Below are 25008 nucleotides of genomic sequence, written 5' to 3'. Positions count from 1 at the left end.
GGCTAGAAAGGAACCTCCGTGGCATCCATCGGCCAGATCGTCGATCAAACCGCCAGCAGCGATGTCCTCCATCGCGCCCAGCAGCGCGCCATGCTGGTACCCGACTGCATGGTCGAGGCAAAGCGCATCGCCAATACGGTGATTGCCGGCTGGCACGGCCGCCGCAAGCGCGGCATGGGCGAGAATTTCTGGCAGTTCAGGCCCTATGCCGAAGGCGAAAGCCTGTCTCGCATCGATTGGCGCCGCTCGGCCCGTGACGACCATACCTATGTCCGCGACCGGGAATGGGAAGCCGCCCACACGATCTGGCTCTGGGCCGACATGTCGCCCTCGATGATGTACAAGTCGACATTCGGATCCGTATCGAAGGAAAGCCGCGCGCTGGTCATCATGCTGGCGCTTGCCGAAATCCTGGCCCGCTCGGGCGAACGGATCGGATGCCCCGGCATCATGGAGCCGGTCTCTGCCCGCAACGCTGCCGAACGGCTGGCGACCGCCATCATGCACGCGCCGCAGGCGACCGGCCTGCCGGATACGGGCATGATCCGCGGCCAGAGCGATATCGTCCTGATCGGCGATTTCCTCGATGACGCCGACAAGGTCATGGACCGCATCACCCCGCTCGGCCGCCGCGGCCTGCGCGGCCATGTGATCGAGGTTGCCGATCCCGCCGAAGAGACCTTCCCCTATACCGGCCGCACCGAATTCACCGATCCCGAGACCGGCGAAAAGCTCGTCTCCGGCCGCGCCGAAAATATTCGCGAGGAATACCAGCGCGCCTATCTCGCCCGCCGCGATGCGCTCGGTGAGGGCCTTCGCCGTCTCGGCTGGAGTTTCGTTTTCCACCGCACCGACCGTCTCGCCTCCGAAGCTCTGGTTGCCGTCCACGGCTACCTCTCCGGCATGCCGGCGCCTCGACGTGTTGAAACCGGACGTATGGAGGAGAGGTCATGAGCGCGCTCGCTTTCGCCTATCCCGCCATCCTGTTCGGCCTGATCGCCCTGCCCGCCATCTGGTGGCTGCTGCGGCTGACCCCGCCGAGACCGAAATCCGAAGTCTTCCCGCCTCTGCGCATTCTCGCAAGTGTCCTGAAGCGCGAGGAGACGCCATCCCAGAGCCCGTGGTGGCTGACGCTTCTGCGCATGGCTCTCGCCGCCGCGATCATTCTGGCCATCGCCGATCCGGTCATCAACCCGCGCACGAGTTCGCTCAACACAGATGGCCCGCTGGCGCTGGTCATCGACAACGGCTGGGCAACATCGACCGACTGGGAACGCCGCGTCGAGACGGCCAATCTCCTGATCGACGACGCCGAAAGCGCCGATCTTCCGGTCGCGATCGCCTTCACCGCCGATCAAAACCAGGAAGCAACACCCGGCAGTGCCGCCACAGCGCGTGACAAGCTTGCCGCCGCAAGCCCGAGGCCGCTGGTGCCCGACCGCACTCGCGCCGTGACAGCGCTTCGGGAAGCTCTCAACGGCACCCGCCCCGGCACGCTGGCGCTTGTCTCCGACGGCATCGCCGCCACGACCGACGCCGAAACGATGACCGCCCTTGCCGGCCTCTCGGCAGGCGACATGCGCGTCCTCGAAGGCGATGGACAATCGGCCGTCGCGATCACAGGTGCCACCAACACTTCGACCGCGATGAATGTCAGCGCCACCCGCCTTTCCACGGCTGGCACCCAGCAGTTCACCGTCAACGCGCTTGATCCACAGGGTCGCTCGCTTGCCGCAGGCACGCTGGAATTTGCCGACGGCGCCAACACGGCGACGACGGAGATTTCCGCGCCGTTCGAACTGCGCAACGATTTCGCCCGCCTCTCCGTCGAAGGCATCGCGACAGCCGGTGCAGCCCACCTTCTCGACGACGGTTTCCGTCGCCGTCGCGTGGCGCTGATTGCCGGCGAAAGCGGCAGCGATTTCCAGCCGCTGCTGCAGCCGCTCTACTATATCAGCCGGGCGCTCCAGCCCTATGCAGACGTGATTCAGCCCAACACCGCCGATCTGTCGGTGTCGATCCCGCAGATCCTCGAGGACAACCCGTCGGCAATCATCATGGCCGATGTCGGCCGCCTGCCGCCCGAAATCTCCCAGCCGCTGCAGCGCTGGATCGCGCGCGGCGGCACGCTGGTCCGCTTTGCCGGCCCGCGGCTTGCCGCAGCACCGGCCGACGATCCGCTGGTACCGGTCACCCTGCGCCAGGGCGAACGCGCGCTCGGCGGCGCCATGTCCTGGTCTGAGCCGCAGGCACTCGCAGATTTCCCGAATTTCGGCCCCTTCGCGGGCCTGCCGCGCGCAGCGGATATCACCGTGACCCGCCAGGTTCTCGCCGAACCGACGCCGGATCTTGCCGAGCGCACCTGGGCAAGCCTTGCCGACGGCACGCCGCTCGTCACCGAAAAGGAAGTCGAGGCCGGACGCATCGTGCTGTTCCATACCAGCGCCGAGGCGACGTGGTCGAACCTGCCGCTGTCTGGCAATTTCGTCGAGATGCTGCGCCGGCTGGTTCAAATGGCCCGCGTCGGCGGTGCTGCCGGTGGCAGCGCATCCGGAGCACCGGGCACCGAAGGCGCCGCCGCAGCCCTGCCGCCCTACCGCCTGCTGACCGCCGACGGCGTGATGACAACCGAGACCGGCGCTGCCCGCCCGATCACCATTCCCGCCAACGCCCGGCCTGTCGCGAGCTTCGATCATCCTCCGGGCCTCTACGGCACCGAAGACGGCTACTCCGCCGTCAATCTTCTAGCGCCCGCGACCGTGCTTGCCCCCTTCGATCCATCGGTCGGCGGAACGCAGGTGGCGCGCGAGCAACTGGCTGGCGGCGAGGCTCTCTCCCTGCGTCCGACTCTGTTTGCTCTCGCCTTCGCGCTCCTCGTCCTCGATAGCCTGGTAATGCTCTTCATGAACGGTGCCTTTTCCCGCCGCCCCGGACGCTCAAAGCCAACCTCCGCCCGGACGTCTGGCACCGCCGCGACCCTCATCCTCGGCTTCGCGTTGGGAATGGCGCTGCTCAACCCGAACCCGTCGCTCGCCCAGCAGCCACCCTCGCCGCCCGCTGCCGCGGCGCAACCGCAATCGGCCCAGCCGCAGCCGTTTCGCGAAATGCAGCCCGGCGAAGGCGTAAAGCCTGGCGACGACCAGATCCTCGACCGCCTCGACACGACCCACCTCGCCTACGTCCAGACCGGCGAAAGCGATGTCGACAGCATCTCCGAGCGCGGGCTCGACGGTCTCACCCAATACATGAGCTACCGCACGACGCTGGAACCCGGCGCCCCTGTTGGCCTCGATATCGCCAAGGACGATCTCTCCTTCTACCCGATCATCTACTGGCCGATTTCCGCGACAGCGCCGATGCCATCGCAGGCCTCGATCTCACGCATCGACGCCTATATGCGCAACGGCGGCACGGTTCTGTTCGACACCCGCGACCAAGTCTCGGCACTCGACGGCAGCTCCAGCCCCAACGGCCTGCGGCTGCAGGAAATCCTCGCCAGCATCGATATTCCGCCGCTCGAGCCGACACCGGAAAACCATGTGCTGACCCGCACCTTCTATCTGCTGAAGGACTTTCCCGGTCGCTACCGCGGCGGCCCTCTCTGGGTCGAAGCCCGCCAGGATGCGCGCAACTCCACCTCGCAGCTCTCCTCCGGCGGCGACGGCGTGACGCCGCTTCTGATCACCGGCAACGACTTCGCGGGCGCCTGGGCGGTCGATCAACAGGGGAATTCCATGCTCCCGACCGTGCCGCCGGATGACATGCAGCGCGAATACGCCTACCGCGCCGGCGTCAACATCATGATGTACATGCTGACCGGCAACTACAAAGCCGACCAGGTCCACGTGCCCGCACTCCTCGAACGGCTGGGGCAGTAACCGATGACCATCGAATTCGCCCCCTTCTTCTCGTGGCCTATCCTCGCAGCCCTCGGTGCACTGGCCCTCGTCCTTGCTGTGACCGCGCTGTTGCGCGGCGTCCGTGGTGCCACCCTTCGCACGCTGGCGCTTGCCGCCCTCCTGATGGCGCTTGCCAACCCGACGCTCAACCAGGAGGACCGGGAGCAGCTCTCCACCATCGTGCCAATCGTCGTCGACCGCTCCCAGAGCCAGGAGACGGCCGGCCGCGAGCAGCAGACGGATCAGGCGCTGGCGGAACTGCGCGACCGCTTCTCCCGCTATCCCCGCATCGAGACGCGCATCGTCGAGGCCGGAGACGATGTAGACAGCGACACACCATCGACGAAGCTGTTTACGGCACTCCGCTCCGCCATGTCGGACGTGCCGCCCGCCCGTGTCGGCGGCGCCGTGTTTCTTTCCGATGGCCAGATCCACGATCTTCCCGGCATCAACCAGGATCTCGGCTTCAACGCGCCCGTCCACGGGCTGATCACCGGCCAGCCAAACGAATTCGATCGCCGCATCGAAGTGCTGCGCGCGCCCCGCTTCGGCATCGTCGGTGAGGAGCAGGAACTGACGCTGCGCGTGTTCGACGACGGTCGCCAGGGCGGCGGCCCCGCCGAAGTCATCGTGCGCATGAACGGCCAGCAGATCGCCACGCTGCAGGCAACGCCCGGCGTCACCACCCCGTTCTCGTTCAACGTCCAGCGCGGCGGCAACAATGTCATGGAGTTCTCGGTTGCCGAGCTCCCTGGCGAAGTGACCACCGCCAACAACCGCGCCGTCCATGTCATCGATGGCATCAGGCAGAACCTGCGCGTGCTGCTGGTGTCCGGCGAACCCCATGCCGGTGAGCGCGCTTGGCGTAACCTTCTAAAGTCCGACGCCTCCGTCGACCTCGTGCATTTCACCATCCTTCGTCCGCCGGAAAAGCAGGATGGCACGCCGATCAACGAGTTGTCGCTGATCGCCTTCCCCACCCGCGAGCTGTTCGTCGAGAAGATCAAGGATTTCGATCTGATCATCTTCGATCGCTACAAGCATCGCGGCGTGCTGCCGATCCTCTATTACGACTACATCTCCCAATATGTGCAAAACGGCGGCGCGCTGCTGATCGCGGCAGGCCCCGAACACGCTGGCGAAGATTCGATCGCCGCGACACCGCTCGAACAGGTCCTGCCGGCCGCACCGACGGGCGAAGTCCACAATGCCGGCTTCTTCCCGCATCTATCGGAAGTCGGCACCAAGCACCCGGTCACCCGCGGCCTCGAAGGCTCCAACCAGACGCCGCCCGCCTGGGGTCGCTGGTTCCGCACCATCGATGTCGACCCGCCGCAGGGCCAGACGGTAATGGAAGGCGATGGCGACCGCCCTCTCCTCGTCCTCAACCGTCAGGGCGAAGGCCGCGTTGCCATGCTTCTGTCGGATCAGGGCTGGCTCTGGGCCCGCGGCTTTGAAGGCGGCGGCCCGCATGTGGCGCTCTATCGCCGCATCGCTCACTGGCTGATGAAGGAACCCGAACTGGAGGAAGAGGCGCTGACCGCCCGCTCCGTCGGCCGCACGCTCGCCGCCACCCGCCAGACGATCGGCGACGACCCCGGCCCCGCGACGATCCGCTATCCCTCGGGCCGCACCGAGACCGTGCAGATGACGCCCGCCGGCCCCGGCGAATACCGCTACGAGAGCCGCATGGACGAAACCGGCCTGTTCGAGGTGAGAAACGGCGACTTCCAGACGCTGGTCCATGTCGGCGCCGTCGACTCGCCCGAGTTCAAGGCGATGATCTCCACCGAGGCGACGCTGAAGCCCTATGCCGACAAGACCCGTGGCCTCGTGACCCGCGTCGCCTCAGGCGATGGCGTCACCATCCCCGACATCCTGCCGGTCCGCGGCGAAGTTCGTGTCAGTGATCCCAACCGCATGGTTATCCGCATGACCGACGAGACGGTGCTGCGCGGCATCAACACGCTGCCGCTGTTTGCAGGCTTTGCCGGCCTGTCTGTGCTGTTGTTCGCGATGGCGGCAATGTGGTGGCGCGAGGGTCGCTGATGGCGCACGAGCTTTATCTCACCGACGCGCCAAGCTCAGACGATCTTGCAATCGTCAGCGGCGGCCTCACCGCCTTCAACGAAGGCGAAGTCGGCCCCTCCGACAGGGAACTGCTCGCCGTACTGATCCGCGACGAGAGCGGCACAGTCATCGGCGGTCTGTCGGGTTACACGTCCTGGGGCTGGCTTTTCACGCAATTGCTGTTCATTCCGGAAACCCTGCGCGGCAAGGGCATGGCAGCAAAGCTCCTGACCGAGGCCGAAAATGAAGCCCGCACCCGCGGCTGCAAGGGCGCCTGGATCGATACGTTCAACCCACTCGCCCTCAAGGCCTACAAGAGCCACGGCTACCAAGTGTTTGGCGAGATTCCAAATTTCGTCGAAACCAGAACCCGCACCTTCCTTCAAAAAGCGCTTTAGTCTATCCATCTCGGCCGCAATCTGGGAGCATGGATATGGATCTGGAAATCGTCGAAGGCATCTCGCAGCAGGATGAAGACATCATCCTCGACAAGCTGAAAGCCTTCAATATCGAATGCTTCGGCGCGAGCGACCGCCGCGAACTGGCAATCCCGCTACGTGATACGGCCGGCGATATCGCAGGCGGCCTCGTCGGCTATACCGGCCGCGGCTGGCTTTACATCTCGATGCTGTTCATTCCGGAATTGATGCGCGCCAAGGGTCTCGCCACGCGGCTGCTCACGATGGCTGAAGCGGAGGCGGTCAAGCGCGGCTGTATCGGCGCCTATATCGATACGATGAACCCGGCCGCACTCGCGCTCTATCTGCAGCTCGGCTACCACCCGATCGGCAAGCTCGAAGGCCTCGCCGGCGGACATGATGTAACGTGGCTGGAAAAACGATTCTAGATCAAGGGTTTGGCGCGAAGTCCTGACGGATCACAGCTCCCGCCAGCCGATCACGCCCTTCAGCCCGTCATGCACACCGTCCTTGAGCGGCACGACCAGCACCCGGCCCGGATCGACCGGTCCCGGAAAATCGAGCGCGTCATAGGCCACCTTCTCGAAGCCGAGCGGCATGTAATAGGGCGGATCGCCGATCAGGATCACGGCTTCCGACCCATGCCGGCGCGCGGCATCGATGGCGATCCGCACCAGTTCGCGGCCAATCCCGAGGTTCTTGTGCGACGGCCGGACCGCCAGCGGGCCCAGCATATGGCCCTTCACGCTTCCCGCCAGAACCGGCGTCATCCTCACCGAAGCGATCGTCTCGCCATCGTTGGCGCAGACGAACGAGATCGACCGGTCATGCGGCCCCTGCTCGCGAATGCGGGACGCGGCGCGCACGTGCCGTCCGGGGCCGAAAGCCTCCTCGTTGATCACCTCGATGATGTCGTCGTGAGACGCATCCTCGGTCAGATAGACGAGGTCGTGTTTCGCCATGGACTTGGCGGTGTTTTCGGACGAAGAATTCTGGGATGTTGAGGATTGCGACGCAACAAGATGCAGGGACATGGAGAACCGAAGCCGTAAGGAGAGGGCAGACAGGACGAGCGATATCGCGACGCGTTTTCAGGCGTCGTGGTCGATCTTCAGCGTCGTCGCAGTGTCCGCACTTCGGTCATTCTCTGATGTTCCCGAACAATCGTGACAAGCGAGCTATCAGAAAATATTCTACCCGTCCAATCCAAAAACGCAGCGTTTACAAAATCGCACCTCGTCATTGTCAGGCTTTGTCGTATTTAACAGAAAGACAACCAAGGAGATTGCAATGGGCATGTTGGTAGACGGCAAGTGGCACGACGTCTGGTACGACACCAAGGCCAGCAAGGGTCATTTCAAGCGTTCCGAATCACAGTTCCGCAACTGGGTGACAGCTGACGGGTCCGCCGGACCGTCAGGCACCTCCGGCTTCAAGGCCGAGGCCGGACGCTATCATCTCTATGTCTCGCTCGCCTGCCCTTGGGCGCACCGGACGCTGATTTTCCGCAACCTCAAGAAGCTGCAGGATCTGATCTCGGTCTCCGTCGTCGATTACCTGATGCTGGAAAACGGCTGGGAATTCCGCAAACGCGACGGCGCAACCGGCGACGCCCTGTTCGGCTCCGACTATCTCTACCAGGTCTATCTGAAAGCCGATCCCGCCTATTCCGGCCGCGTCACGGTTCCGGTCCTTTGGGACAAGCAGCAGAACACGATTGTCTCGAACGAAAGCGCCGAAATCATCCGCATGATGAACAGCGCCTTCGACGGCATCACCGGTTCCGATGTCGATTTCTACCCTGAAGATCTGCGCACTGAGATCGACGCGATCAACGCGGTCATCTACGACACCGTCAACAACGGCGTCTACAAGGCCGGCTTCGCCACCACGCAAGACGCCTATGAAGAGGCCGTCTCAAAGCTGTTCGAAACGCTCGACAGTCTCGAGACCCGTCTCTCGAAAAACCGCTACCTGCTCGGAGACAAGCTGACCGAAGCCGACTGGCGGCTGTTCACGACACTCATCCGCTTCGATCCGGTCTATGTCGGCCACTTCAAATGCAACATCCGCCGCATCGCCGACTACCCGAACCTGTCAGCCTATCTGCGCGATCTCTACCAGCACGAGGGCGTGGCCAAGACCTGCAATCTCCTCCACATCAAGCACCACTACTACGAGAGCCACAAAACCATAAACCCGACCGGCATCGTCCCGACAGGACCAGAGCTCGATCTCGACGCACCGCATGGGCGGGGGTAGGAAAGCGGGTAACTCTCACCAGTACTCCCCCTTCTCGATCTTTCCCGAAAGCTCCTGCAATCGGCGCGCTGTTGCCTGGGTGACCTCAGGCGGTAGCGCGTCGAGGGCAAAGAAGCCGCTTTCCGCAATTTCGTAATCCGCGGCGCGCGGCGCCGTCTGGTTGACGTTGACCTTGTAGAACAGCACGTGGTCGCGCTTCGATGCGTTGCGGTTCAGGTAGACGTGGAAAAGCTCCGGCACTCCCAGGACTTCCAGATTGCCCTCTTCCCGCAGTTCCTTGTGCAGCGCCTGAAGCGCGGTTTCGCCGCGTTCCATTCCGCCGCCGGGCATATACCATCCGGGAACATAGGTGTGGCGCACCAGGAAAATCCGGCCTTCGTCATCGAAACAGGCGGCCCGGACACCCATCGTCATGCCGCGGGTGACGATGAACGCCTTGTGCATCAGCCAGACGAGAATGCGGGCGCGGCCGCCAGTAACTTCGGGAATGCCCTGCTCAACCATTCAGGCGTTCCACTTCATAACTTCGGGAGCGGCGATAAATTCGGTACCAATTGCTCTCTCATGCGTTATGTCTTCGCCATGTTCAAGTTCGCGCATATTTCCGATATCCACCTGGGGCCCCTTCCGCGGCTGACGATGCGCGAGCTTCTGTCAAAACGCATCACCGGTTTCGTCAATTGGCACCGCACCCGCCGAAAGCATCTTCTCGTCAACACGCTGGATCTGCTGTTGAGCGACATGAAGGACCGAGAGCCGGACCAGTTGCTCATCACAGGCGATCTGGTCAATTTGGCGACAAAGATCGAAACCCGGCTGGCCCGCGAATGGCTCGATACGATCGGCGAACCCGCCGATACGACCGTCGTGCCGGGCAATCACGACGCCTATGTGCCGGGCGCTCACGACAAGTCGGTTGCCGCTTGGTATCCCTTCGTGAAAAGCGACGACGATCCGGGCGAATGGCCGAAGGACGATCACATCTTCCCGACCTACCGGGAGCGTGGCCCGATCGCCATCATCGGCTGCTCCACATCCAACGCGACGCCGCCGTTTTCCGCATCCGGCTATTTCAGCCCGCGCCAGGCGCGCGAAACAGTGAACCTTCTTAAGAAAGCCGGCGAACGCGGACTGTTCCGCGTGGTGATGATTCACCACCCGCCGATCCACGGCGCGGCGTCATCGCACAAGCGTATGATCGGCATCCGTCGATTTGCTGCGGCCATCTCGACCGGCGGCGCCGAACTGGTGCTGCACGGCCATACGCATCTTAACACCGTCTACGAACTCAAGACCCATAACCGGCCCGTGCCGGTCGTCGGTATAGCGTCCGCCTCGCAGGGTCCGGGCGGCCACAAGCCACCTGCTTCCTACAACCTGTTTTCGCTGTCGGGCGAACCCGGCAACTGGAACCTGGTTTGTGAACGCTACGGGCTGACGCAGGCAGGTGACGGCATTGCGCTGGACAGCAGCCACGTCTTTTATGGCGATCAACCACTGCCTATGCCGGCGATCCAGCCCGAGACCGTCGAAATCTTGTAGATTAATTGCGTCGCCTGTTGCAAATGCATCACATTCGATTCATAGCTTAACGAGATGGCCGTAATCATAACGCATAGCCCCGTTAAGCTTGTTTCCGCATGAACAATCCGACCCAGACCATGGACATTCGCCGTGACCTCGTAGCCTTGCTGCCGAGGCTTCGTCGTTTCGCGTTGACGCTTGCAGGCACCGCCGAGGATGCTGACAGGCTGGTGCGCGAAGTCTGTTCGCGTGCAATCCAGAAAAGCCATCACTGGAAGGGCGAAGGCCGCATCGAAAGCTGGCTGTTCAGCCTGATGCGCACAGCCTGGTCCGACGAGATCAAGAAGCGCCGCAAGACCCAGCCGTCCTCCACCCCGAAGGCACAGGGCGTCGTATCGGCTACCGAAATTTCCACGATGGCCACATCGGATCAGATCCTGCTGTCCCTGCCCTCAGGCCTCGCCAGTGTCTTCCTTCTCGTGGACGTCGAGGCATTCGCCTATGGCGAGGCGGCTGCTATACTCGGCATTCCGGAACAGGCCTTCGCCGAACGCCTGTGTTCTGCACGGCTCAGACTGTCGGAAATCGCGCCGGAAGCATCGGAGCGCCGCGCATGAAAGCCAGTGCTTCCTCGTCCGCGCTCGAACAGCGCATTTCGGCCTTCCTGGATGGCGAAGCCAACGAACACGAACGGCAGGAGATCGAAGCGCTTCTGGTCAACGAGCCGCAGGCGCGGGCCCTGCATGACAACCTGAAACGCGGCACGGATTACGGCCGGCGCGTCTTCGACGATGCCATGAAGGAACCATTGCCGCTCGAACTCGTCCGCACCATCAAGAACGCACCGCTGCCGCGCCGCGCGATCAGGCTGCCTGATGACAAAAAGCGCCAGTCACTCTCGTTCAAGCCAAGCAGAACGCAGGCGCTTGTCGCATGCATTCTCAGTCTCTGCCTCGGCGGCGGCATCGGCTATGCGCTCGGCACCCAGCCGGGATCGACCCGTCTCGGCGGCTCGGAAGTGCAGCTCGATTCGCGGGACTGGCTTGACGACGTCGTCGCCCATTACCGGCTCTATACCCGCTTGCCCGATCGTCTGGTGGAAATCGGTGCCGACAGGCCGGGCGATATCCTCGCATGGCTGACCACAGGCACCGGCATCGCCTTTCGCATTCCGGACCTGTCGCAAAGCGGGCTCGCCTTCGCCGGCGCACGGCTTTTCACCGCCGACAACCGCCCCTCGGGCCTCCTCCTCTACCGCCGCGGCGATGAAGGAGAGATCATCGCGATCACCTTCTCCAAGACCCGTCCGGACACCAACAAACCGGTCGAGGACATCCGCGCCGATACGGGTCTTGTGTCCTGGAGCACGCCGCTCGCGACCTATGTCGTCGTCGGCCCCTCCTCCGCCGCCGATCTCGACGAGATCGCCGCCAAGGCCGCGGGACTGATCTGAGCGACGCGCGATCAGGTCCACCTGATCCCAGCAAAAAGCCGCATCGGCTGGCGATGCGGCTTGTGTCTTCTGATACCCTACAGGCCCCGGCTTACCGGCCGCGTTCTTCCAGCACCCGGTTAGCCGCCGACACGATCGCGTCGAGCGATGCCGTCACGATGTTGTTGTTGATGCCGGCGCCGAACAGCTTTCCACCGGGATGCTCAACCTCGACATAGGCGATCGCCGAGGCGTTCGAGCCATGCTGCAGCGAGTGTTCCGAATACTCGTTCACCGACAACTCGATCCCGAGATAGGCCGACAGCGCGTTGATGAACCCGTCGATCGGGCCCGTGCCGCGACCTTCGATCGTCTTCGTCTCACCACCATCGGTGATCTCGGCGGAAACGACGCGGATGCCCTTGTGCTCCATCCCGGCCGGGAAGGTCTGGTGATCGACGAATTTCAGCCGTGCTGAAGGCTGGTCGACATATCGCTCGATAAAGCGCTCATGGATGCGCTTGGAAGCGACTTCCTTGCCTTCCTCGTCGGTAATCCGCTGGATGTCCTCGCGGAACTCCACCTGCAGATTGCGCGGCAGGTTGATGCCGTAATCCTGCTGCAGGATATAGGCGATGCCGCCCTTGCCCGATTGCGAGTTGATGCGGATGATAGCCTCGTAGGACCGGCCGACGTCGCGCGGGTCGATCGGCAGGTAAGGCACTTCCCACACCGGATGGTTGGCCGTCTTGATCGCCTTCATGCCCTTGTTGATCGCATCCTGGTGCGAGCCGGAAAACGCCGTATAGACCAGTTCGCCGACGTAAGGATGGCGCTCGGGAATGACCATTTCGTTCGAATATTCGTAGACGTCCTTGATGCGCTCGATATCGGTGCAGTCCAGCCCAGGATCAACGCCCTGCGTGTACATGTTGAGCGCCAGCGTCACCACGTCGACATTGCCGGTGCGCTCGCCATTGCCGAACAGCGTGCCTTCGACGCGGTCGGCGCCAGCCATCAGCGCCAGCTCCGTCGCCGCAATCCCGGTGCCACGGTCGTTGTGCGGATGCAGCGAGATGATGACATTTTCTCTGGAGTCGATATTGCGGCACATCCATTCGATCTGGTCGGCGTAGATGTTGGGCGTCGCCATCTCGACGGTCGAGGGCAGGTTGAGGATCAGCTTGTTGTCGGCAGTCGGCTTTACGACCTCGATGACTGCGTTGCAGATCTCCAACGCCACTTCCAGCTCGGTGCCGGTAAAGCTTTCCGGCGAATATTCGAACCGGTAATCGCCGCCGGCCTTGGCAGCCATGTCGGTGATCATCTTCGCCGCGTCGACGGCGATCTGCTTGATGCCGCGGACATCCTTGCCGAACACCACACGGCGCTGCAGTTCCGATGTCGAGTTGTAGAAGTGGATGATCGGATGCTTGGCGCCTTCCAGCGATTCGAACGTGCGGGTGATCAGTTCCGGCCGGCACTGAACCAGTACCTGCATCGACACATCGTCGGGAACGCCACCCTCTTCGATGCACCAACGGGCAAAGTCGAAATCGGTCTGCGAAGCCGACGGGAAACCGATCTCGATTTCCTTGAAACCCATATCCAGGAGCAGCTTGAACATGCGGGCCTTGCGATCGTGGCCCATCGGGTTGACCAGCGACTGGTTGCCGTCACGCAGGTCCACCGAGCACCAGATCGGCGCCTTGTCGATCACCTTCGACGGCCAGGTCCGGTCGGGAATATTGATGGCGGGATAGGCACGGTATTTCACCGCCGCGTCGGCCATACCCTTAGCCTTGTTTGCAGTAGTCACGTTGGAATTCTTGGCGTCCATGGTCTTCAAGTCCTCGTCCTTTCCATCCGCCGCGCGCCGCACTTTTGGGGCCTGCTTGGTGAGGATGGCGACCTCTCAGGGTCTGTCTCAGCTATATCGGTAAATCTTGCGAGGAGCTCTTACGCCGGCGGGCTTTCGGCCGCCGGGCGCTCCTCAACGGACCCGGCAACCGAGTGTAAGGTCGAGGCTAAGAAGCGAGAGAGGCGCGAAAACCGTCGCCCCGGCAGCGAAGCTGCGGGTCGGCAAACGGTCGGACATGATCGCACCTGTCATGGTCATGGGAGAATCTATAGCGGGCGGGCAGAGAACGTGCAAGTGCACTTTCGAACGGCATTTGATGTTGCAACGACGGCCGCGGTTCCCTCTCAAGGCAATCTTTCGCGTCTGAGAGCCTTCTGCAAACCCATCATCACGCCACCGGCCAGCAGACCCCAGAACGCCCCCGAGATCCCGGCGAAGGCGATTCCGGAAGCGGTGACCATAAAGGTGATGGCCGCAGCCTCGCGGGTAGCGGGATTGTGGTAGGCGGCGTATGCCGCGTTCGAGAACGCGCCGATCAGCCCGAGCCCGGCGACGGCCTGCAACAGGATCGGCGGCGCGAGCGATACGAAGGCGATAATGCCGCCGGCCACCAGCCCCAGCGCCGCATAGCTGAAGCCGCCGATGATCGCCGCTACGTAACGCCGGGCGGGATCCGGATGAGCGTCGGTACTGGCGCACATCGCCGCCGTGATCGCCGCCATGTTGACCGGCACGCCGCCAAAAACGCCGACAAGCGAGGACAGGGCGCCGGTTGCCACGAACATCGGTCCGGGATGCGGCTCGTATCCGTGCGCCTTGAGGATCGCGATGCCGGGAATGTTCTGCGACGCCATGGTGACGATAAACAGTGGCACCGCCACGGAAATCGCGCCGTGCCAGGTAAACACCGGCTCGACGAACACGAATTGCGGATGGATCGCAGCGCCGATCTGGCTCAGCGTATCTGCCGGCAGGTCGACGCCGAAGATCAGCACCAGCATCATCGCGGCAAGCGAGGCCGGCACGGCCAGAAGCCGCCAGCGCGACACGACGACCGCCCAGGTCAGCACGATCGGCAGTCCCAGCATCGGGTCGAACGCCACCGCCTTCACGGGAGCAAGACACAGGCCGAGCAGGATACCGGCCAGCATCGCATTGGCAAGCGGCCCCGGGATCATCCGGATCGCGCGCCCGAGCGGCTGGAACAGGCCCGACAGCATGATCAGCCCGCCACAGATGACGAAGGCGCCGACGGCTGCGGGAAATCCGCCCTCGATCATCCCGATCCCCGAGAGAAGAGCGGCACCAGGCGTCGACCATGCAATGCTGATCGGCATCTTGAGAGCGGCCGAGAAACTCACGGCAAGAATGCCGAGCGCCAGGGAAAGCGCCAGGAGCGCGGAGGCGACCTGATCGCTATTGGCGCCCATTGCCTGCAAACCCTGGATGATCACGGCAAACGAACTGACGAAACCGACAAACGCGGTCAGCATCCCCATCGTCAGGGCGGAAAAAGAGAAGTCTTTGAACATGATGAGAACCCGACGCGGTGAAGGGTGCATGGAGCACGACCGGCCGCCGCGAGACAAGCCCAAGAGATGACCAGGCCGACTGATTTTTTCCGATTTTCAGTCATGTATAAAGGGCCCGATTTCTCGAAAATATTGGAGTGGAGACCAGTATTTCGGCTCGACGACCCGTCCGGCGCCGTTCCATCTCAGACTAAATTAAGCCTTGTCTGAAATGTTGGAAGGAGACCTGTTGGAACATTGCATGCTCTTCTCTTCCTCCATGATAAAGCCCGGCCGAAGCCGGGAACGGCGATTCTTCCGGTTCGGCTGGTATCTGCCCGCCTTCATTATGGTCGCCGCGGTCATTTTCGGAATTGTCCGGGCCGATCTGGAAGAGCGCGCCCAATACATGGCGCAGCAGCGGCTCGTCGCGTCGGAACAACTGGCGCGCGTGTCCTCAAGCCTCGAAACCAATATTCGCGGCAACGTCAATCTGGTCCAGGGTCTCGTTGCCGCGATCGCTGCAAACCCCTCCATCACGCAAACGCAGTTTGCGGCGCTCTCCGAGCGAGTTTTCGCTGTTCCCTCGCAGCTGAAGAACGTCGCCGTGGCGCCCGATCTTGTGATCCGGTACGTCTACCCTTACGACCAGAACAAGCAGCTTGTCGGACGAGATTACACGGCCGACCCCAAACGGTCAGTGTCCGTCATGGAGGCGATCAAGCGCCGGTCCACCACGATCGCCGGACCTGTCGAACTCGCTCAGGGCGGACTGGGACTGCTGGCCCGCTACCCGGTTTTTTCGCAAGCCAACGGACATTTCTGGGGCATCGTCTCGAGCGTGATCGACGTGGAGCGCCTGTTCCGCGACATCGACCTCGATACCGAACGGCAACCCCTCAGCATCGCGATCTCCAGGCGGCCGGCACCGGTTGCGAAGGACGTCTTTACCGGTGACCCGGCGATCTTCTCCGCCGATGCGGTTCGTGCCCGCATCGAGCTCGGATACGACACCTGGTATCTCGCAGCGGTCCCGAAAGCCGGCTGGCAGACGACCCCGCCGGATATCGGTTGGCTTTATGCCTACGCGACGCTGATCGCACTCTGTATCGTCGCCCCGATGATCTGGGTGGGGATCTTGATGAGGCAGCGCAATCGCCACATCGTCGATCTGCAACACCGGGAGGAGCAGTTCGAGACCATTCACCACCGGTTGACGCTGGCACTCGAAGCGTCGCAGATCGGCGTCTGGGAATACGAGGGCGCCACAGACCGCCTTTTCTGGGACGAGCGGCTCAAGGACCTGTATTCTGCGCCTCCGGGCAAGGACATCTTCACCTACGAGGACTGGCGTTCGACTGTCCATCCGGATGATATCGAGACGGCTGAAAATCGACTGAACGAGGTCATCGGTGCCACCGAGCCCTATATTACCCAGTTCCGGATTGTCCGACCTTCAGGCGAGATCCGTCACATCCGCGCGCATGGCAAGGCCTACAAAACGTCGGGAGGCGTCGAACGCGTCGTTGGCGCCAATTGGGATGTCACTGATGACGTCAATCTGCAGATCGAACTGCGGGAGGAGCGCGCCCGCGCGGAAGAACAGAACGAGCGGTTGCGCGCGACACGCCGCACGTTGCAGCACCAGTCTTTGCACGACGCCCTGACCGGCCTTCCCAACCGGCGCTTTCTCGACCAGTTCATGGAAGCCTCGAACGCGACGACGCACAGTCACCGCCTGGCCTTTATCCATTTCGATCTCGACCGCTTCAAGGAAGTCAACGACACGCTCGGCCACGCGGCCGGCGACGAGGTCCTGCGCCAGACGACGGCTCGGCTCCTGGAACTGATCGGCCATGACGAATTCGTCTCGCGGATCGGCGGCGACGAATTCGTGGTCGTCACCAGCGGCCCGGCCCCGGAAGAGCGGGCAAAACATCTCGGCCGCTCGATCGTCAAGGCGATCGCCAAACCGATGACGATCGACGGCCAGGAATGCCATGTCGGCTGCAGCGCCGGCATCGCCATGCAGACGCTTGCGTGCGAAGAACCGCGCCAGTTGCTGATCAATGCCGACGTCGCACTGTACGAGGCCAAGAAACGCGGCCGTAACCGCGCCGAGGTGTTTTCAGAGTCCCTGCTTCTGACGGCGATCCAGGTAAAACGCACGTCCGACGAGCTTCTCGCGGCAATCGAGAACGACCAGATCGTTCCCTTCTTCCAGCCGCAGTTCGATGCCGTCACCCTCGATATCGTCGGTGTCGAGGCGCTGGCCCGATGGGTCCACCCGACCCGCGGCCTGCTCGCGCCCGAAGCGTTTCTCGATATTGCCGAAGGTCTTCATCGCTCCGGTGAGATCGACGCGCTCATTCTCGAAAAAGCGCTGTTCCAGGCCACCCGCTGGCGTGCCCGCGGGCTTGCCGTCCCAAGGGTCTCTGTCAATGTCTCAGCCCAGCGCCTGAAGGACGAAAACCTTTTGGAGCAGCTGTCGCACCTGTCGTTTGCGCCGGGCAGCATTGCATTCGAACTTCTGGAATCGATCTCGTTTGAAGGAAACGACCGCGGCCTGCGCAAGATCATCGGCACGCTGAAGGATTTGGGTATCGATATCGAGCTGGATGATTTCGGCTCCGGACACGCTTCGATCGTCAGTCTGCTGGAACTCGGCCCCAAGCGGCTGAAGATCGACCGGCAGCTGATTTCTCCGCTTCAGGCGTCAGGTCCCCAGCACCGGCTTGTGGCTTCGATCATCGAGATCGGCCGTTCGCAAGGGATCGAGATCGTCGCCGAGGGCGTCGAAACGGAAGCCCATATGGATATCCTGCGTGGCCTTGGTTGCCAGGTGCTGCAGGGTTATGCCTTCGCGGAACCGATGTCGCCCGATGCGTTCATGGATTTTGCCGCCCACTGGCAGCAGGGCCGCGTCCCGGCAACCGCCGTACCCACCCGCAAGCTCGCCTGATATCGCGCGGTGGCCGAAAGGGTTCGGGTCATCCGGACCTGTCGGCCCCTACCCGCGCCTGAAACGATTGCCCTCAAACGCAAAAATTCCCCGCCGGCCTGAAGCCGACGAGGGATTTTGATTTGTCAGAACGACGTCTGGATCAGATTTCGCTCTGCGACGTCACGATCTTGGATGCAAGACCATAGGCGACGGCTTCCTGTGCCGACAGCCAGTAGTCGCGGTCCGTATCGGCTGCGATCTTTTCGATCGGCTGGCCGGTTGCTTCTGCCATGATCTTGTTCAGGCGTTCGTTCATCTTGATGATTTCACGGGCCTGGATCTCGATGTCGGAGACCATGCCGCGCGTACCGCCAGATGGTTGGTGAAGCAGGAAGCGGGTGTTCGGCAGCGCGATGCGGCGTTCCTTCGGAACCGACACGTAGATCAGGGCGCCTGCAGAAGCGACCCAGCCCGTGCCGATCATCCAGACCTTCGGCTTGATGAACTTGACCATATCATGAATCGAATCGCCCGACTCGACATGGCCGCCCGGGGAATTCACGTAGATGCGGATGTCTTCGTCGCTGGCTGCGGCAAGTGCCACGAGCTGCGTGTTGACCTTCTGCGCCAGTTCCTGGGTGATCGCTCCGTAGATGAAGATCGAACGCGACTTGAAAAGATTCGCCTCCGTTTCCTTACCGAGCGGCAGTTCCTTCGTCTTGTCTTCTGTGTCGTCTTCGTCGTTCAGCACGGTCAAAGTCTCCTGCATGAAATTCATATACGGGACATAATGTGTTCGCGGTCACAAAACAATGCACCCCGGCCTGAACATGGCAAGCTTCCAACGACTAAGGTGAATGACGTAGTCCGCATCGCCGGATCGTTACAATTGGCAATGGACGCGGTGACTGCTCTTGCCTATCGTTTTACGCTTCACGCATCATGTATTTCATCGGGGATCAAAATGTTGACCAGACCTTTCCAAACCGCCCTGAAGCATATTTCGCTCGCAACGGGCGCAGTCGTCGTTGCTGCCGCTCCCGCCTTTGCCCATCTCGATCCTGAAGCACATGGCTCGTTCATGGCCGGCATTTCGCACCCGATCTTCGGCCTCGACCACGTGCTTGCCATGCTCGCCGTCGGCCTCTGGGCAGCACAGATTGGCGGCAAGGCCATCTGGTCCGTGCCTGCCGCATTCGTCGGCACCATGGCGCTCGGCTTCGTGCTCGCGGTCTCCGGTCTCGATCTGCCTTTCGTTGAACCGGCAATCCTCGCCTCGGTCATCGCACTCGGTCTTCTGGTCGCCACCGCCGTCAAGCTTCCGACAGCCGCCTGCGGTGCAATCGTCGGCGTTTTTGCGCTGTTCCACGGCCATGCCCATGGCGGCGAACTCGGCAGTGCCGGCGCGCTTCAGTTCGGCCTCGGCTTTGTCATCGCGACAGCTCTTCTTCACGCAGCCGGCATCGCGCTCGGCCTCGGTATCGCGCGCTTTGCGCCAGCTGTAACCCGCATTCTCGGCGCAGCAACCGCAGTGCTCGGCCTGACGCTCGCATTCGGCTGATATTACAACAAGATAAGCTGCGCCGCCTGAATCATAGTGTCAGGCGCCGCATGTTCTACATGAACAAGATTTAACCCGTCAGCGGGTTTGAAATCCCGAAAATGCCGACTAACTCCTTGTCAGATGACGGCCGCTTGGGACGTCCACAAGGAGTGAGACCATGTCACCGGAAGAACGCCAGCTTCTGACCGCATTGTTCGATCGCGTGAAAACAGCCTCGACCACCCCGCGCGACCGTGATGCGGAGGCATTGATCGATGACGCGACCCGCCAGCAGCCCTATTCCGCCTATTACCTCGCCCAGGCGGTGATCGTTCAGGAAAAGGGCCTTGAGGCCGCATCCGCCCGCATCCGCGAGCTCGAAGAACAGGTCAAGCAGCTTCAGGCCGGCGAAAGCGACACCAGGCGCGACGAACAAGGCGGCGGTTTTCTGAGCTCGATCTTCGGCTCCGGTCAGGCGCCTCGCCCTCCGGCACCGCAAATGCCGTCCCAACAGGCCGGCCAGCAGCCATCCGGCCCCTGGGGTGCGCGACCGGGATATCAGCAGCCTCAGCCATACCGCGGCAACGACGACGGCTATCGCCCATCGGCCCCGTCAGGTCCCTGGTCATCACAGATGCAGGGGGCACAAGGCTATCAGCAGGGTCAGGCACCATCTGCTGGCGGCGGTTTTCTGCGCGGCGCACTTGGCACGGCCGCCGGCGTGGCGGGCGGCATGCTGCTTGCCAATTCGCTTTCGGGCCTGTTCGGCAACCACATGTCAGGCCTCGGCTTGGGCAATCCCGCAGCCGAAGCCAATCCGTTCACAGGGGGCCCGACCGAGGAAACCGTCATCAACAACACCTATATCGGCGACGACGCAATCCGTGAGGCATCCAATACGGACGCAGATAACGGCAACGACGTAACACCCGATCCCGGTGGCAATGACGGCGGCTGGCAACAGGCCGATTTCGGCAACGACGATCAGTCCGACTTCGGCGGCGGCGATTTCGGCGGCGACGACAACATGAATGTCTGAGGCGGAATGGCCCTCTCCCCGAACGGGTTGAGTGTCGCAATTAGCCCGGTGCGTGCCGGGCTAATTGCCAATAAATCTTACCCACGTCCCCGATAGGTCGCCACGCCCTGATCCGGCAACCACACGCCCTTCGGCGCTTCTCCGGTCTGCCAGAACACGTCGATCGGAATGCCGCCGCGCGGATACCAGTAAGCGCCGATCCGCAACCATTTCGGATTGAGCAGGTCGACGATCCGCTTGCCGATATAGACCGAGCAGTCCTCATGAAAGGCGCCGTGGTTGCGGAACGCATGCAGGAACAGCTTCAGCGACTTTGATTCGACCAGAAACCCGTCGGGAATATAGTCGATCACGATATGGGCAAAATCCGGCTGGCCGGTCATCGGGCAAAGCGATGTGAATTCCGGCGCCGTGAAGCGTACCACGTAATCCGTGCCCTGGTTACCGTTCGGCACCTTCTCCAGGACCGCCGTCTCGGGGCTCGTTGGGGCCTCGACCTGATTGCCGAGCTGCGACAGTCCGCTGACATCCGTCATCGTCATTTTAAATTCCCTTCAGATTCGCATGGCTTTCAATGGCAACACGCTTGCCATGCGCGTGTTCGCTTTCCGGCTCCACATGGATGGCCAGGGTGGCACCGGGAATAGCCTCCTTGATCGCATCTTCCAAGCGGTCGCAAATTTCGTGAGCTTCGCCGACCGACATTCGCGATGGCACCACCAGGTGGAAATCGATAAACGCAGCCGATCCCGCCCGTCGCGTCTTCAGATCGTGCACATCGAGAACCCCGTCGCAATGGGCGGTGATCGCCGCACGCACCGCCGCTTCCTCCTCCGGCTGCAGCGCCTTGTCCATCAGCCCGCCCAGCGAGTGGGTGATGACCTTGTAACCCTGCCAGAGAATGTTGAAGGCGACGAAGATCGCAAGCAGCGGATCAAGGATGAGGTAACCCGTCAGAACCGCGAGCACCAGACCGACGAATACGCCGGCTGACGTCACCACATCCGACATGATGTGCTGGCCGTCTGCCAGAAGCGCCGGAGACCGGTGCGACCGTCCGACCCTGATCAGCACGGTCGCCCAGACCGCATTGATTCCGCCTGCCGTAGCGTTGATGGCAAGCCCGAGCCATGGCGTTTCCGGCATGCTCGGGGCGCCCAGAGCGCCCCAGGCTTCCTGAATGATCAGGATCGCCGCCAGCACGATCAACGCGCCTTCCGCCACGGCGGATATGTATTCCGCCTTGTGATGGCCGAAGTGGTGGTCATCGTCTGCCGGCCGTTGCGCATAGCGGATAACGAAATAGGCAATAAATGCCGCCGCCACGTTGACCAGTGATTCCAGACCGTCCGACAGCAGCGCCACCGAGCCGGTTACCCACCACGCAGCAAGTTTGAGGAACAGCACGCCGATCGAGATCGGGATGCCCCACATCGCCAGTCTCTCGACCTTTTTGTCGTCCTTTGCCACTCTGTCCATATCGCCCATACCCGTCTTCACTAATCATCCTCCTGCATCTGCAAGCGATTTGCAGGAAGCTATGCCCAAAACGACGAAACCGCCGCGGCGAGAGCGTCTCGCAGCGGCGGTTTCGAATAATGGCCGGCTGTATGGCGCAAGCCTCGCGGTTTGTCAAAGCCGGTCTTGCGCGTCCAGTCGCCGGGTATGCTCGTCGTCAGACGTTATCAACAACGGGGCATCGTCGCAGGCGGGCATCGGGCGTCAGAGACCAGGCGTCAGGTAAAGATCAGCGCCATCCGCACGCTGTCCAGGTAGCATCCGTCGATCTTCAACGCATCGCGCGCCACGCCCTCCACCTGAAATCCCACCTTCCGGTAAAGCGCGATCGCCCGGTGATTGTCCGCATGCACGTCGAGTTCGACGCGGTGAATGCCGGACCGGTTGGCGGCCTCGACCGCGTTAACGATCAGCCGACGGCCCAGGCCTCTATCGCGAAACCCGGGAATGATGCCCATGCCGAGCAGGCCGCGATGAGCATGCACATCGCGCTCCAGCCTTCGGATATCGCACCAGCCGACGACCTCACCGTCAGCGACCGCGACGATGTGCGGATTGCCAGCAGCCACGCTCTCGCGCACGAAATCCCGCATCTCGTCGATCGGCGGGGCACGCAGAAACACCATGTAGCGCCGCTCCCGGCAGACGATATCGAGCGCCTTGTGAAAGCCCTCGATATGCTCGTCCTTGAGAGGTTCGATGGTGACGCCGTCAGCGCCACCTATCGCGTCGGCATCGTCCATCAGGCCGCTTTCGTTGCGCGCTTTCTCGAAAGGTTCGCCACCACGTTCTCGATCATCCGCATGCCGGCATCGCCGCCCAGCGTCATGATCGATTCCGGGTGGAACTGCACCGCCGCGACCGGTTCCTTGGCGTGTTCGATGCCCATGATCGTGCCATCCTCGCTTTCAGCGGTGATGATGAAATCGGAGGGCAGCGTCGACGGATCGGCAAAGATCGAGTGATAGCGCCCGACGGTGACATCCTTCGCCAGCCCCGAGAACACGATGCCGGGCTCCAGAACCCGGATGCGCGACGGCTTGCCGTGCATCGGCAGCGCCAGCTGCCGCAACTCGCCGCCATAGGCTTCGGCCAGCGCCTGCAGGCCAAGGCACACGCCGAAGATCGGCAGGTCTTTTGCCCGCGCCGCCTTGATCGTCGCCTTGCAGTCGAAATCCTTCGGATTGCCCGGCCCCGGCGACAGGACGACGAGATCCGGATCGATCCGGTTGAACACCTCTTCCGGCACCGGCGAGCGAACGGTCGAGACCGTCGCTCCCGTCTGGCGGAAGTAGTTGGCAAGCGTGTGGACGAAACTGTCCTCGTGGTCGACCAGCAGGATCTTCACCCCCTGGCCCACCTTGGCGACGTCGCGCGAAGCCTTGGCCGTGTTGCCGGCCCGCGCATCGCGGATCGCCGAAATCATCGCCGATGCCTTCAGCTCGGTCTCGGCCTCTTCCTCATGCGGATCCGAATCGTTGAGCAGCGTCGCACCGGCACGCACTTCGGCAATGCCGTCCTTGACGCGGATGGTGCGCAGCGTCAGCCCCGTATTCATGTCGCCGTTGAAGCCGACCATGCCGATCGCGCCGCCATACCAGGCGCGCGGGCTCTTTTCGTTGGCCTCGACAAACCGCATCGCCCACAGCTTTGGCGCACCGGTCACGGTCACCGCCCAGGCGTGGCTCAGAAACCCGTCGAATGCATCCATATCAGGACGCAGCCGGCCCTCGATATGGTCGACCGTGTGGATGAGGCGCGAATACATCTCGATCTGACGGCGGCCGATCACCTTGACCGAACCCGGCTCGCAGACGCGCGACTTGTCGTTACGATCGACGTCGGAGCACATGGTGAGCTCGGATTCGTCCTTCTTGGAATTGAGCAGCTTCAGGATCTGTTCGGAGTCGGAAATCGCATCCTCGCCGCGCTTGATCGTGCCCGAAATCGGGCAGGTCTCGATGCGACGGCCGGACACCCGCACGAACATTTCCGGCGATGCGCCGATCAGGTATTCCTGGTTGCCGAGATTGATGAAGAACGAATAGGGCGACGGGTTGATCGCCTTCAGCCGGTTGGAAATCTGCGACGGATTGCTGTCGCAGCGCTCCATGAACTTCTGGCCCGGAACCACTTCGAACAGGTCGCCGCGGCGAAAGCTTTCCTTGGCGCGGGTAACGAGGCTCGCGTATTCCCCCGGCTTGTGGTCGCCCTTCGGCGGCGTCACCGTGGTGCGCAGGAACGGCTCGGGCGCGATATCCTGCGCCTTGCCTTCCGTCGTCACGCCGTCCTTGGCAAAGTCGTAGCGATCGACCCAGGCCTTTGCAGCATGGTGATCGACGACCAGAATTTCGTCGGGCAGGTAGAGAACCATGTCGCGCTGGTCTTCCGGCCGCTGCATGGACAGCTTGATCGCATCGAACTGGAACGCAAGATCGTAGCCGAAAGCCCCGAACAGACCGATTGCCGAATCCGCATCCGAATGGAAGAGATCGACAATGGCTCTCAGCGCGGTAAACACCGTCGGCATCTTCGAGCGCTCTTCCTCGGTAAAGACGCGAGACGGCTGATTGACGGTCAGATCCAGACGGCGGTCGGTGCGCTCACCAAGCGTCAGGTCGGAAATTGTCGCAAGCTTGTCGGCGATAAACGACAGAAGCACTTCGCCGCGACCGTTATAGGCCTCGATCCACATCGCCCGGCCGTTGCAGGTAATGCCGAGCGGCGGATCGGCGATCGCCGTATCCCAGCGGGTATAGCGCCCCGGATATTCGTAGTTCGACGAGAACACCGCGCCGCGGCGCTCGTCCAGCCGGTCGACATAAGACGAGATCGCGGTAGCATATTCGGCCGGCCTGCGGGCGCGGCTGACGCTGATTCCGCCCTTGGTCTCGTAGGTCTCGGACCCGTCGTCGTGAATGATCGTCGCCATGTCTGCCTCTTGAAATCCCTGTTGATCTGCCCGGGTCTCAGGAGCGGCCAATAA

The 25008-nt window shown here is 62.4% G+C and carries 21 protein-coding genes; 12 read left to right on the top strand and 9 right to left on the bottom strand.

Annotated elements, in window-relative coordinates:
• Positions 1-18: 18 nt before the first annotated feature.
• The 5 genes from IFT59_RS05005 to IFT59_RS04985 are packed head-to-tail and all read left to right on the top strand — an operon-like array spanning position 19 to position 6816.
• Entirely contained in the window at positions 19-954 is a 936-nt protein-coding gene (locus IFT59_RS05005) for a DUF58 domain-containing protein (RefSeq protein ID WP_174196413.1), read from the top strand.
• Complete coding sequence (locus tag IFT59_RS05000) at positions 951-3878, top strand: DUF4159 domain-containing protein (RefSeq protein ID WP_192086250.1); 2928 nt, start codon at positions 951-953, stop codon at positions 3876-3878. Before IFT59_RS05005 ends, IFT59_RS05000 begins: the two co-directional genes overlap by 4 nt.
• A gap of 3 nt (positions 3879-3881) precedes the next feature.
• Positions 3882-5948: a hypothetical protein gene (locus tag IFT59_RS04995; RefSeq protein ID WP_192086249.1), complete on the top strand. Its 2067-nt coding sequence runs from the start codon at positions 3882-3884 to the stop codon at positions 5946-5948.
• On the top strand, positions 5948-6367 hold the full coding sequence (locus tag IFT59_RS04990) for a GNAT family N-acetyltransferase (protein WP_192086248.1): 420 nt from the start codon (positions 5948-5950) through the stop codon (positions 6365-6367). Before IFT59_RS04995 ends, IFT59_RS04990 begins: the two co-directional genes overlap by 1 nt.
• A 29-nt stretch (positions 6368-6396) precedes the next feature.
• Complete coding sequence (locus IFT59_RS04985) at positions 6397-6816, top strand: GNAT family N-acetyltransferase (RefSeq protein WP_192086247.1); 420 nt, start codon at positions 6397-6399, stop codon at positions 6814-6816.
• A gap of 30 nt (positions 6817-6846) precedes the next feature.
• Here the strand turns inward: IFT59_RS04985 and IFT59_RS04980 are convergent, their stop codons facing one another.
• Positions 6847-7350 carry a GNAT family N-acetyltransferase gene (locus tag IFT59_RS04980; RefSeq protein ID WP_192086246.1) on the bottom strand — a complete coding sequence of 168 codons (504 nt, stop codon included), beginning with the start codon at positions 7348-7350 and terminating at the stop codon, positions 6847-6849.
• Between the two features lie 328 nt (positions 7351-7678).
• On the opposite strand from IFT59_RS04980, the gene IFT59_RS04975 reads away from it, so the two are divergent.
• Positions 7679-8650: a glutathione S-transferase family protein gene (locus tag IFT59_RS04975; RefSeq protein WP_192086245.1), complete on the top strand. Its 972-nt coding sequence runs from the start codon at positions 7679-7681 to the stop codon at positions 8648-8650.
• Positions 8651-8665: 15 nt separating this feature from the next.
• On the opposite strand, the gene IFT59_RS04970 is transcribed toward IFT59_RS04975, so the two are convergent.
• Positions 8666-9154, bottom strand: a complete 489-nt coding sequence (locus IFT59_RS04970; RefSeq protein WP_113110758.1) for an NUDIX domain-containing protein — start codon at positions 9152-9154, stop codon at positions 8666-8668.
• Between the two features lie 78 nt (positions 9155-9232).
• On the opposite strand from IFT59_RS04970, the gene IFT59_RS04965 reads away from it, so the two are divergent.
• The 3 genes from IFT59_RS04965 (at position 9233) to IFT59_RS04955 (ending at position 11627) form a co-directional block, all read left to right on the top strand.
• Entirely contained in the window at positions 9233-10192 is a 960-nt protein-coding gene (locus tag IFT59_RS04965; protein WP_062583179.1) for a metallophosphoesterase family protein, read from the top strand.
• A gap of 98 nt (positions 10193-10290) precedes the next feature.
• The gene (locus IFT59_RS04960) at positions 10291-10791 is read left to right on the top strand and encodes an RNA polymerase sigma factor (RefSeq protein ID WP_062582897.1); all 501 of its coding nucleotides are present in this window, start codon (positions 10291-10293) and stop codon (positions 10789-10791) included.
• On the top strand, positions 10788-11627 hold the full coding sequence (locus IFT59_RS04955; RefSeq protein WP_192086244.1) for an anti-sigma factor family protein: 840 nt from the start codon (positions 10788-10790) through the stop codon (positions 11625-11627). The genes IFT59_RS04960 and IFT59_RS04955 overlap by 4 nt, the downstream gene beginning before the upstream one ends.
• A 91-nt stretch (positions 11628-11718) precedes the next feature.
• Here IFT59_RS04955 and leuA read toward each other — a convergent pair whose 3' ends face one another.
• Complete coding sequence (gene leuA, locus IFT59_RS04950; RefSeq protein ID WP_062582892.1) at positions 11719-13446, bottom strand: 2-isopropylmalate synthase; 1728 nt, start codon at positions 13444-13446, stop codon at positions 11719-11721.
• A 365-nt stretch (positions 13447-13811) separates the two neighbouring features.
• The gene (locus IFT59_RS04945) at positions 13812-14999 is read right to left on the bottom strand and encodes a benzoate/H(+) symporter BenE family transporter (protein WP_062457907.1); all 1188 of its coding nucleotides are present in this window, start codon (positions 14997-14999) and stop codon (positions 13812-13814) included.
• A 241-nt stretch (positions 15000-15240) separates the two neighbouring features.
• Here IFT59_RS04945 and IFT59_RS04940 point away from each other — a divergent pair, with 241 nt between their 5' ends.
• On the top strand, positions 15241-17940 hold the full coding sequence (locus tag IFT59_RS04940) for a bifunctional diguanylate cyclase/phosphodiesterase (RefSeq protein ID WP_192086243.1): 2700 nt from the start codon (positions 15241-15243) through the stop codon (positions 17938-17940).
• A gap of 142 nt (positions 17941-18082) precedes the next feature.
• Here IFT59_RS04940 and IFT59_RS04935 read toward each other — a convergent pair whose 3' ends face one another.
• Positions 18083-18670 carry an ATP-dependent Clp protease proteolytic subunit gene (locus IFT59_RS04935; RefSeq protein ID WP_062457904.1) on the bottom strand — a complete coding sequence of 196 codons (588 nt, stop codon included), beginning with the start codon at positions 18668-18670 and terminating at the stop codon, positions 18083-18085.
• Positions 18671-18886: 216 nt separating this feature from the next.
• On the opposite strand from IFT59_RS04935, the gene IFT59_RS04930 reads away from it, so the two are divergent.
• Positions 18887-19483 (top strand): HupE/UreJ family protein, encoded by a 597-nt coding sequence (locus tag IFT59_RS04930; RefSeq protein WP_192086242.1) that lies wholly within the window; start codon positions 18887-18889, stop codon positions 19481-19483.
• Positions 19484-19643: 160 nt separating this feature from the next.
• Positions 19644-20504, top strand: coding sequence for a DUF2076 domain-containing protein (locus IFT59_RS04925; protein WP_174196403.1), 861 nt, complete (start codon positions 19644-19646; stop codon positions 20502-20504).
• Between the two features lie 77 nt (positions 20505-20581).
• Here the strand turns inward: IFT59_RS04925 and queF are convergent, their stop codons facing one another.
• The 4 genes from queF to IFT59_RS04905 all read right to left on the bottom strand — a co-directional run bounded on the left by queF (position 20582) and on the right by IFT59_RS04905 (position 24954).
• On the bottom strand, positions 20582-21046 hold the full coding sequence (gene queF, locus IFT59_RS04920) for a preQ(1) synthase (RefSeq protein ID WP_062455655.1): 465 nt from the start codon (positions 21044-21046) through the stop codon (positions 20582-20584).
• A 1-nt stretch (position 21047) separates the two neighbouring features.
• Entirely contained in the window at positions 21048-21983 is a 936-nt protein-coding gene (locus IFT59_RS04915; RefSeq protein ID WP_062457901.1) for a cation diffusion facilitator family transporter, read from the bottom strand.
• Between the two features lie 257 nt (positions 21984-22240).
• Entirely contained in the window at positions 22241-22765 is a 525-nt protein-coding gene (locus IFT59_RS04910; protein ID WP_192086241.1) for a GNAT family N-acetyltransferase, read from the bottom strand.
• Positions 22765-24954, bottom strand: a complete 2190-nt coding sequence (locus tag IFT59_RS04905) for an anthranilate synthase (protein ID WP_192086240.1) — start codon at positions 24952-24954, stop codon at positions 22765-22767. The genes IFT59_RS04910 and IFT59_RS04905 overlap by 1 nt, the downstream gene beginning before the upstream one ends.
• Between the last annotated feature and the right edge of the window lie 54 nt (positions 24955-25008).

The sequence above is a fragment of the Rhizobium sp. CFBP 8752 genome (genome assembly GCF_014842035.1).
GTDB classification, from domain to species: Bacteria; Pseudomonadota; Alphaproteobacteria; order Rhizobiales; family Rhizobiaceae; genus Neorhizobium; species Neorhizobium soli.
This window is presented reverse-complemented; position numbering and strand designations above follow the sequence as displayed.

Coding starts and splice junctions, on each gene's coding strand:
- IFT59_RS04990 (WP_192086248.1), top strand. CDS start 5,948: ATGGCGCACGAGCTTTATCTCACCGACGCGCCAAGCTCAGACGATCTT.
- IFT59_RS04940 (WP_192086243.1), top strand. CDS start 15,241: ATGCTCTTCTCTTCCTCCATGATAAAGCCCGGCCGAAGCCGGGAACGG.
- IFT59_RS04970 (WP_113110758.1), bottom strand. CDS start 9,154: ATGGTTGAGCAGGGCATTCCCGAAGTTACTGGCGGCCGCGCCCGCATT.
- IFT59_RS04965 (WP_062583179.1), top strand. CDS start 9,233: ATGTTCAAGTTCGCGCATATTTCCGATATCCACCTGGGGCCCCTTCCG.
- IFT59_RS04915 (WP_062457901.1), bottom strand. CDS start 21,983: ATGGACAGAGTGGCAAAGGACGACAAAAAGGTCGAGAGACTGGCGATG.
- IFT59_RS04960 (WP_062582897.1), top strand. CDS start 10,291: ATGAACAATCCGACCCAGACCATGGACATTCGCCGTGACCTCGTAGCC.
- IFT59_RS04980 (WP_192086246.1), bottom strand. CDS start 7,350: ATGGCGAAACACGACCTCGTCTATCTGACCGAGGATGCGTCTCACGAC.
- IFT59_RS04905 (WP_192086240.1), bottom strand. CDS start 24,954: ATGGCGACGATCATTCACGACGACGGGTCCGAGACCTACGAGACCAAG.
- IFT59_RS04975 (WP_192086245.1), top strand. CDS start 7,679: ATGGGCATGTTGGTAGACGGCAAGTGGCACGACGTCTGGTACGACACC.
- leuA (WP_062582892.1), bottom strand. CDS start 13,446: ATGGACGCCAAGAATTCCAACGTGACTACTGCAAACAAGGCTAAGGGT.
- IFT59_RS04995 (WP_192086249.1), top strand. CDS start 3,882: ATGACCATCGAATTCGCCCCCTTCTTCTCGTGGCCTATCCTCGCAGCC.
- IFT59_RS05000 (WP_192086250.1), top strand. CDS start 951: ATGAGCGCGCTCGCTTTCGCCTATCCCGCCATCCTGTTCGGCCTGATC.
- IFT59_RS04985 (WP_192086247.1), top strand. CDS start 6,397: ATGGATATGGATCTGGAAATCGTCGAAGGCATCTCGCAGCAGGATGAA.
- IFT59_RS04955 (WP_192086244.1), top strand. CDS start 10,788: ATGAAAGCCAGTGCTTCCTCGTCCGCGCTCGAACAGCGCATTTCGGCC.
- queF (WP_062455655.1), bottom strand. CDS start 21,046: ATGACGATGACGGATGTCAGCGGACTGTCGCAGCTCGGCAATCAGGTC.
- IFT59_RS04945 (WP_062457907.1), bottom strand. CDS start 14,999: ATGTTCAAAGACTTCTCTTTTTCCGCCCTGACGATGGGGATGCTGACC.
- IFT59_RS04910 (WP_192086241.1), bottom strand. CDS start 22,765: ATGGACGATGCCGACGCGATAGGTGGCGCTGACGGCGTCACCATCGAA.
- IFT59_RS04925 (WP_174196403.1), top strand. CDS start 19,644: ATGTCACCGGAAGAACGCCAGCTTCTGACCGCATTGTTCGATCGCGTG.
- IFT59_RS04930 (WP_192086242.1), top strand. CDS start 18,887: ATGTTGACCAGACCTTTCCAAACCGCCCTGAAGCATATTTCGCTCGCA.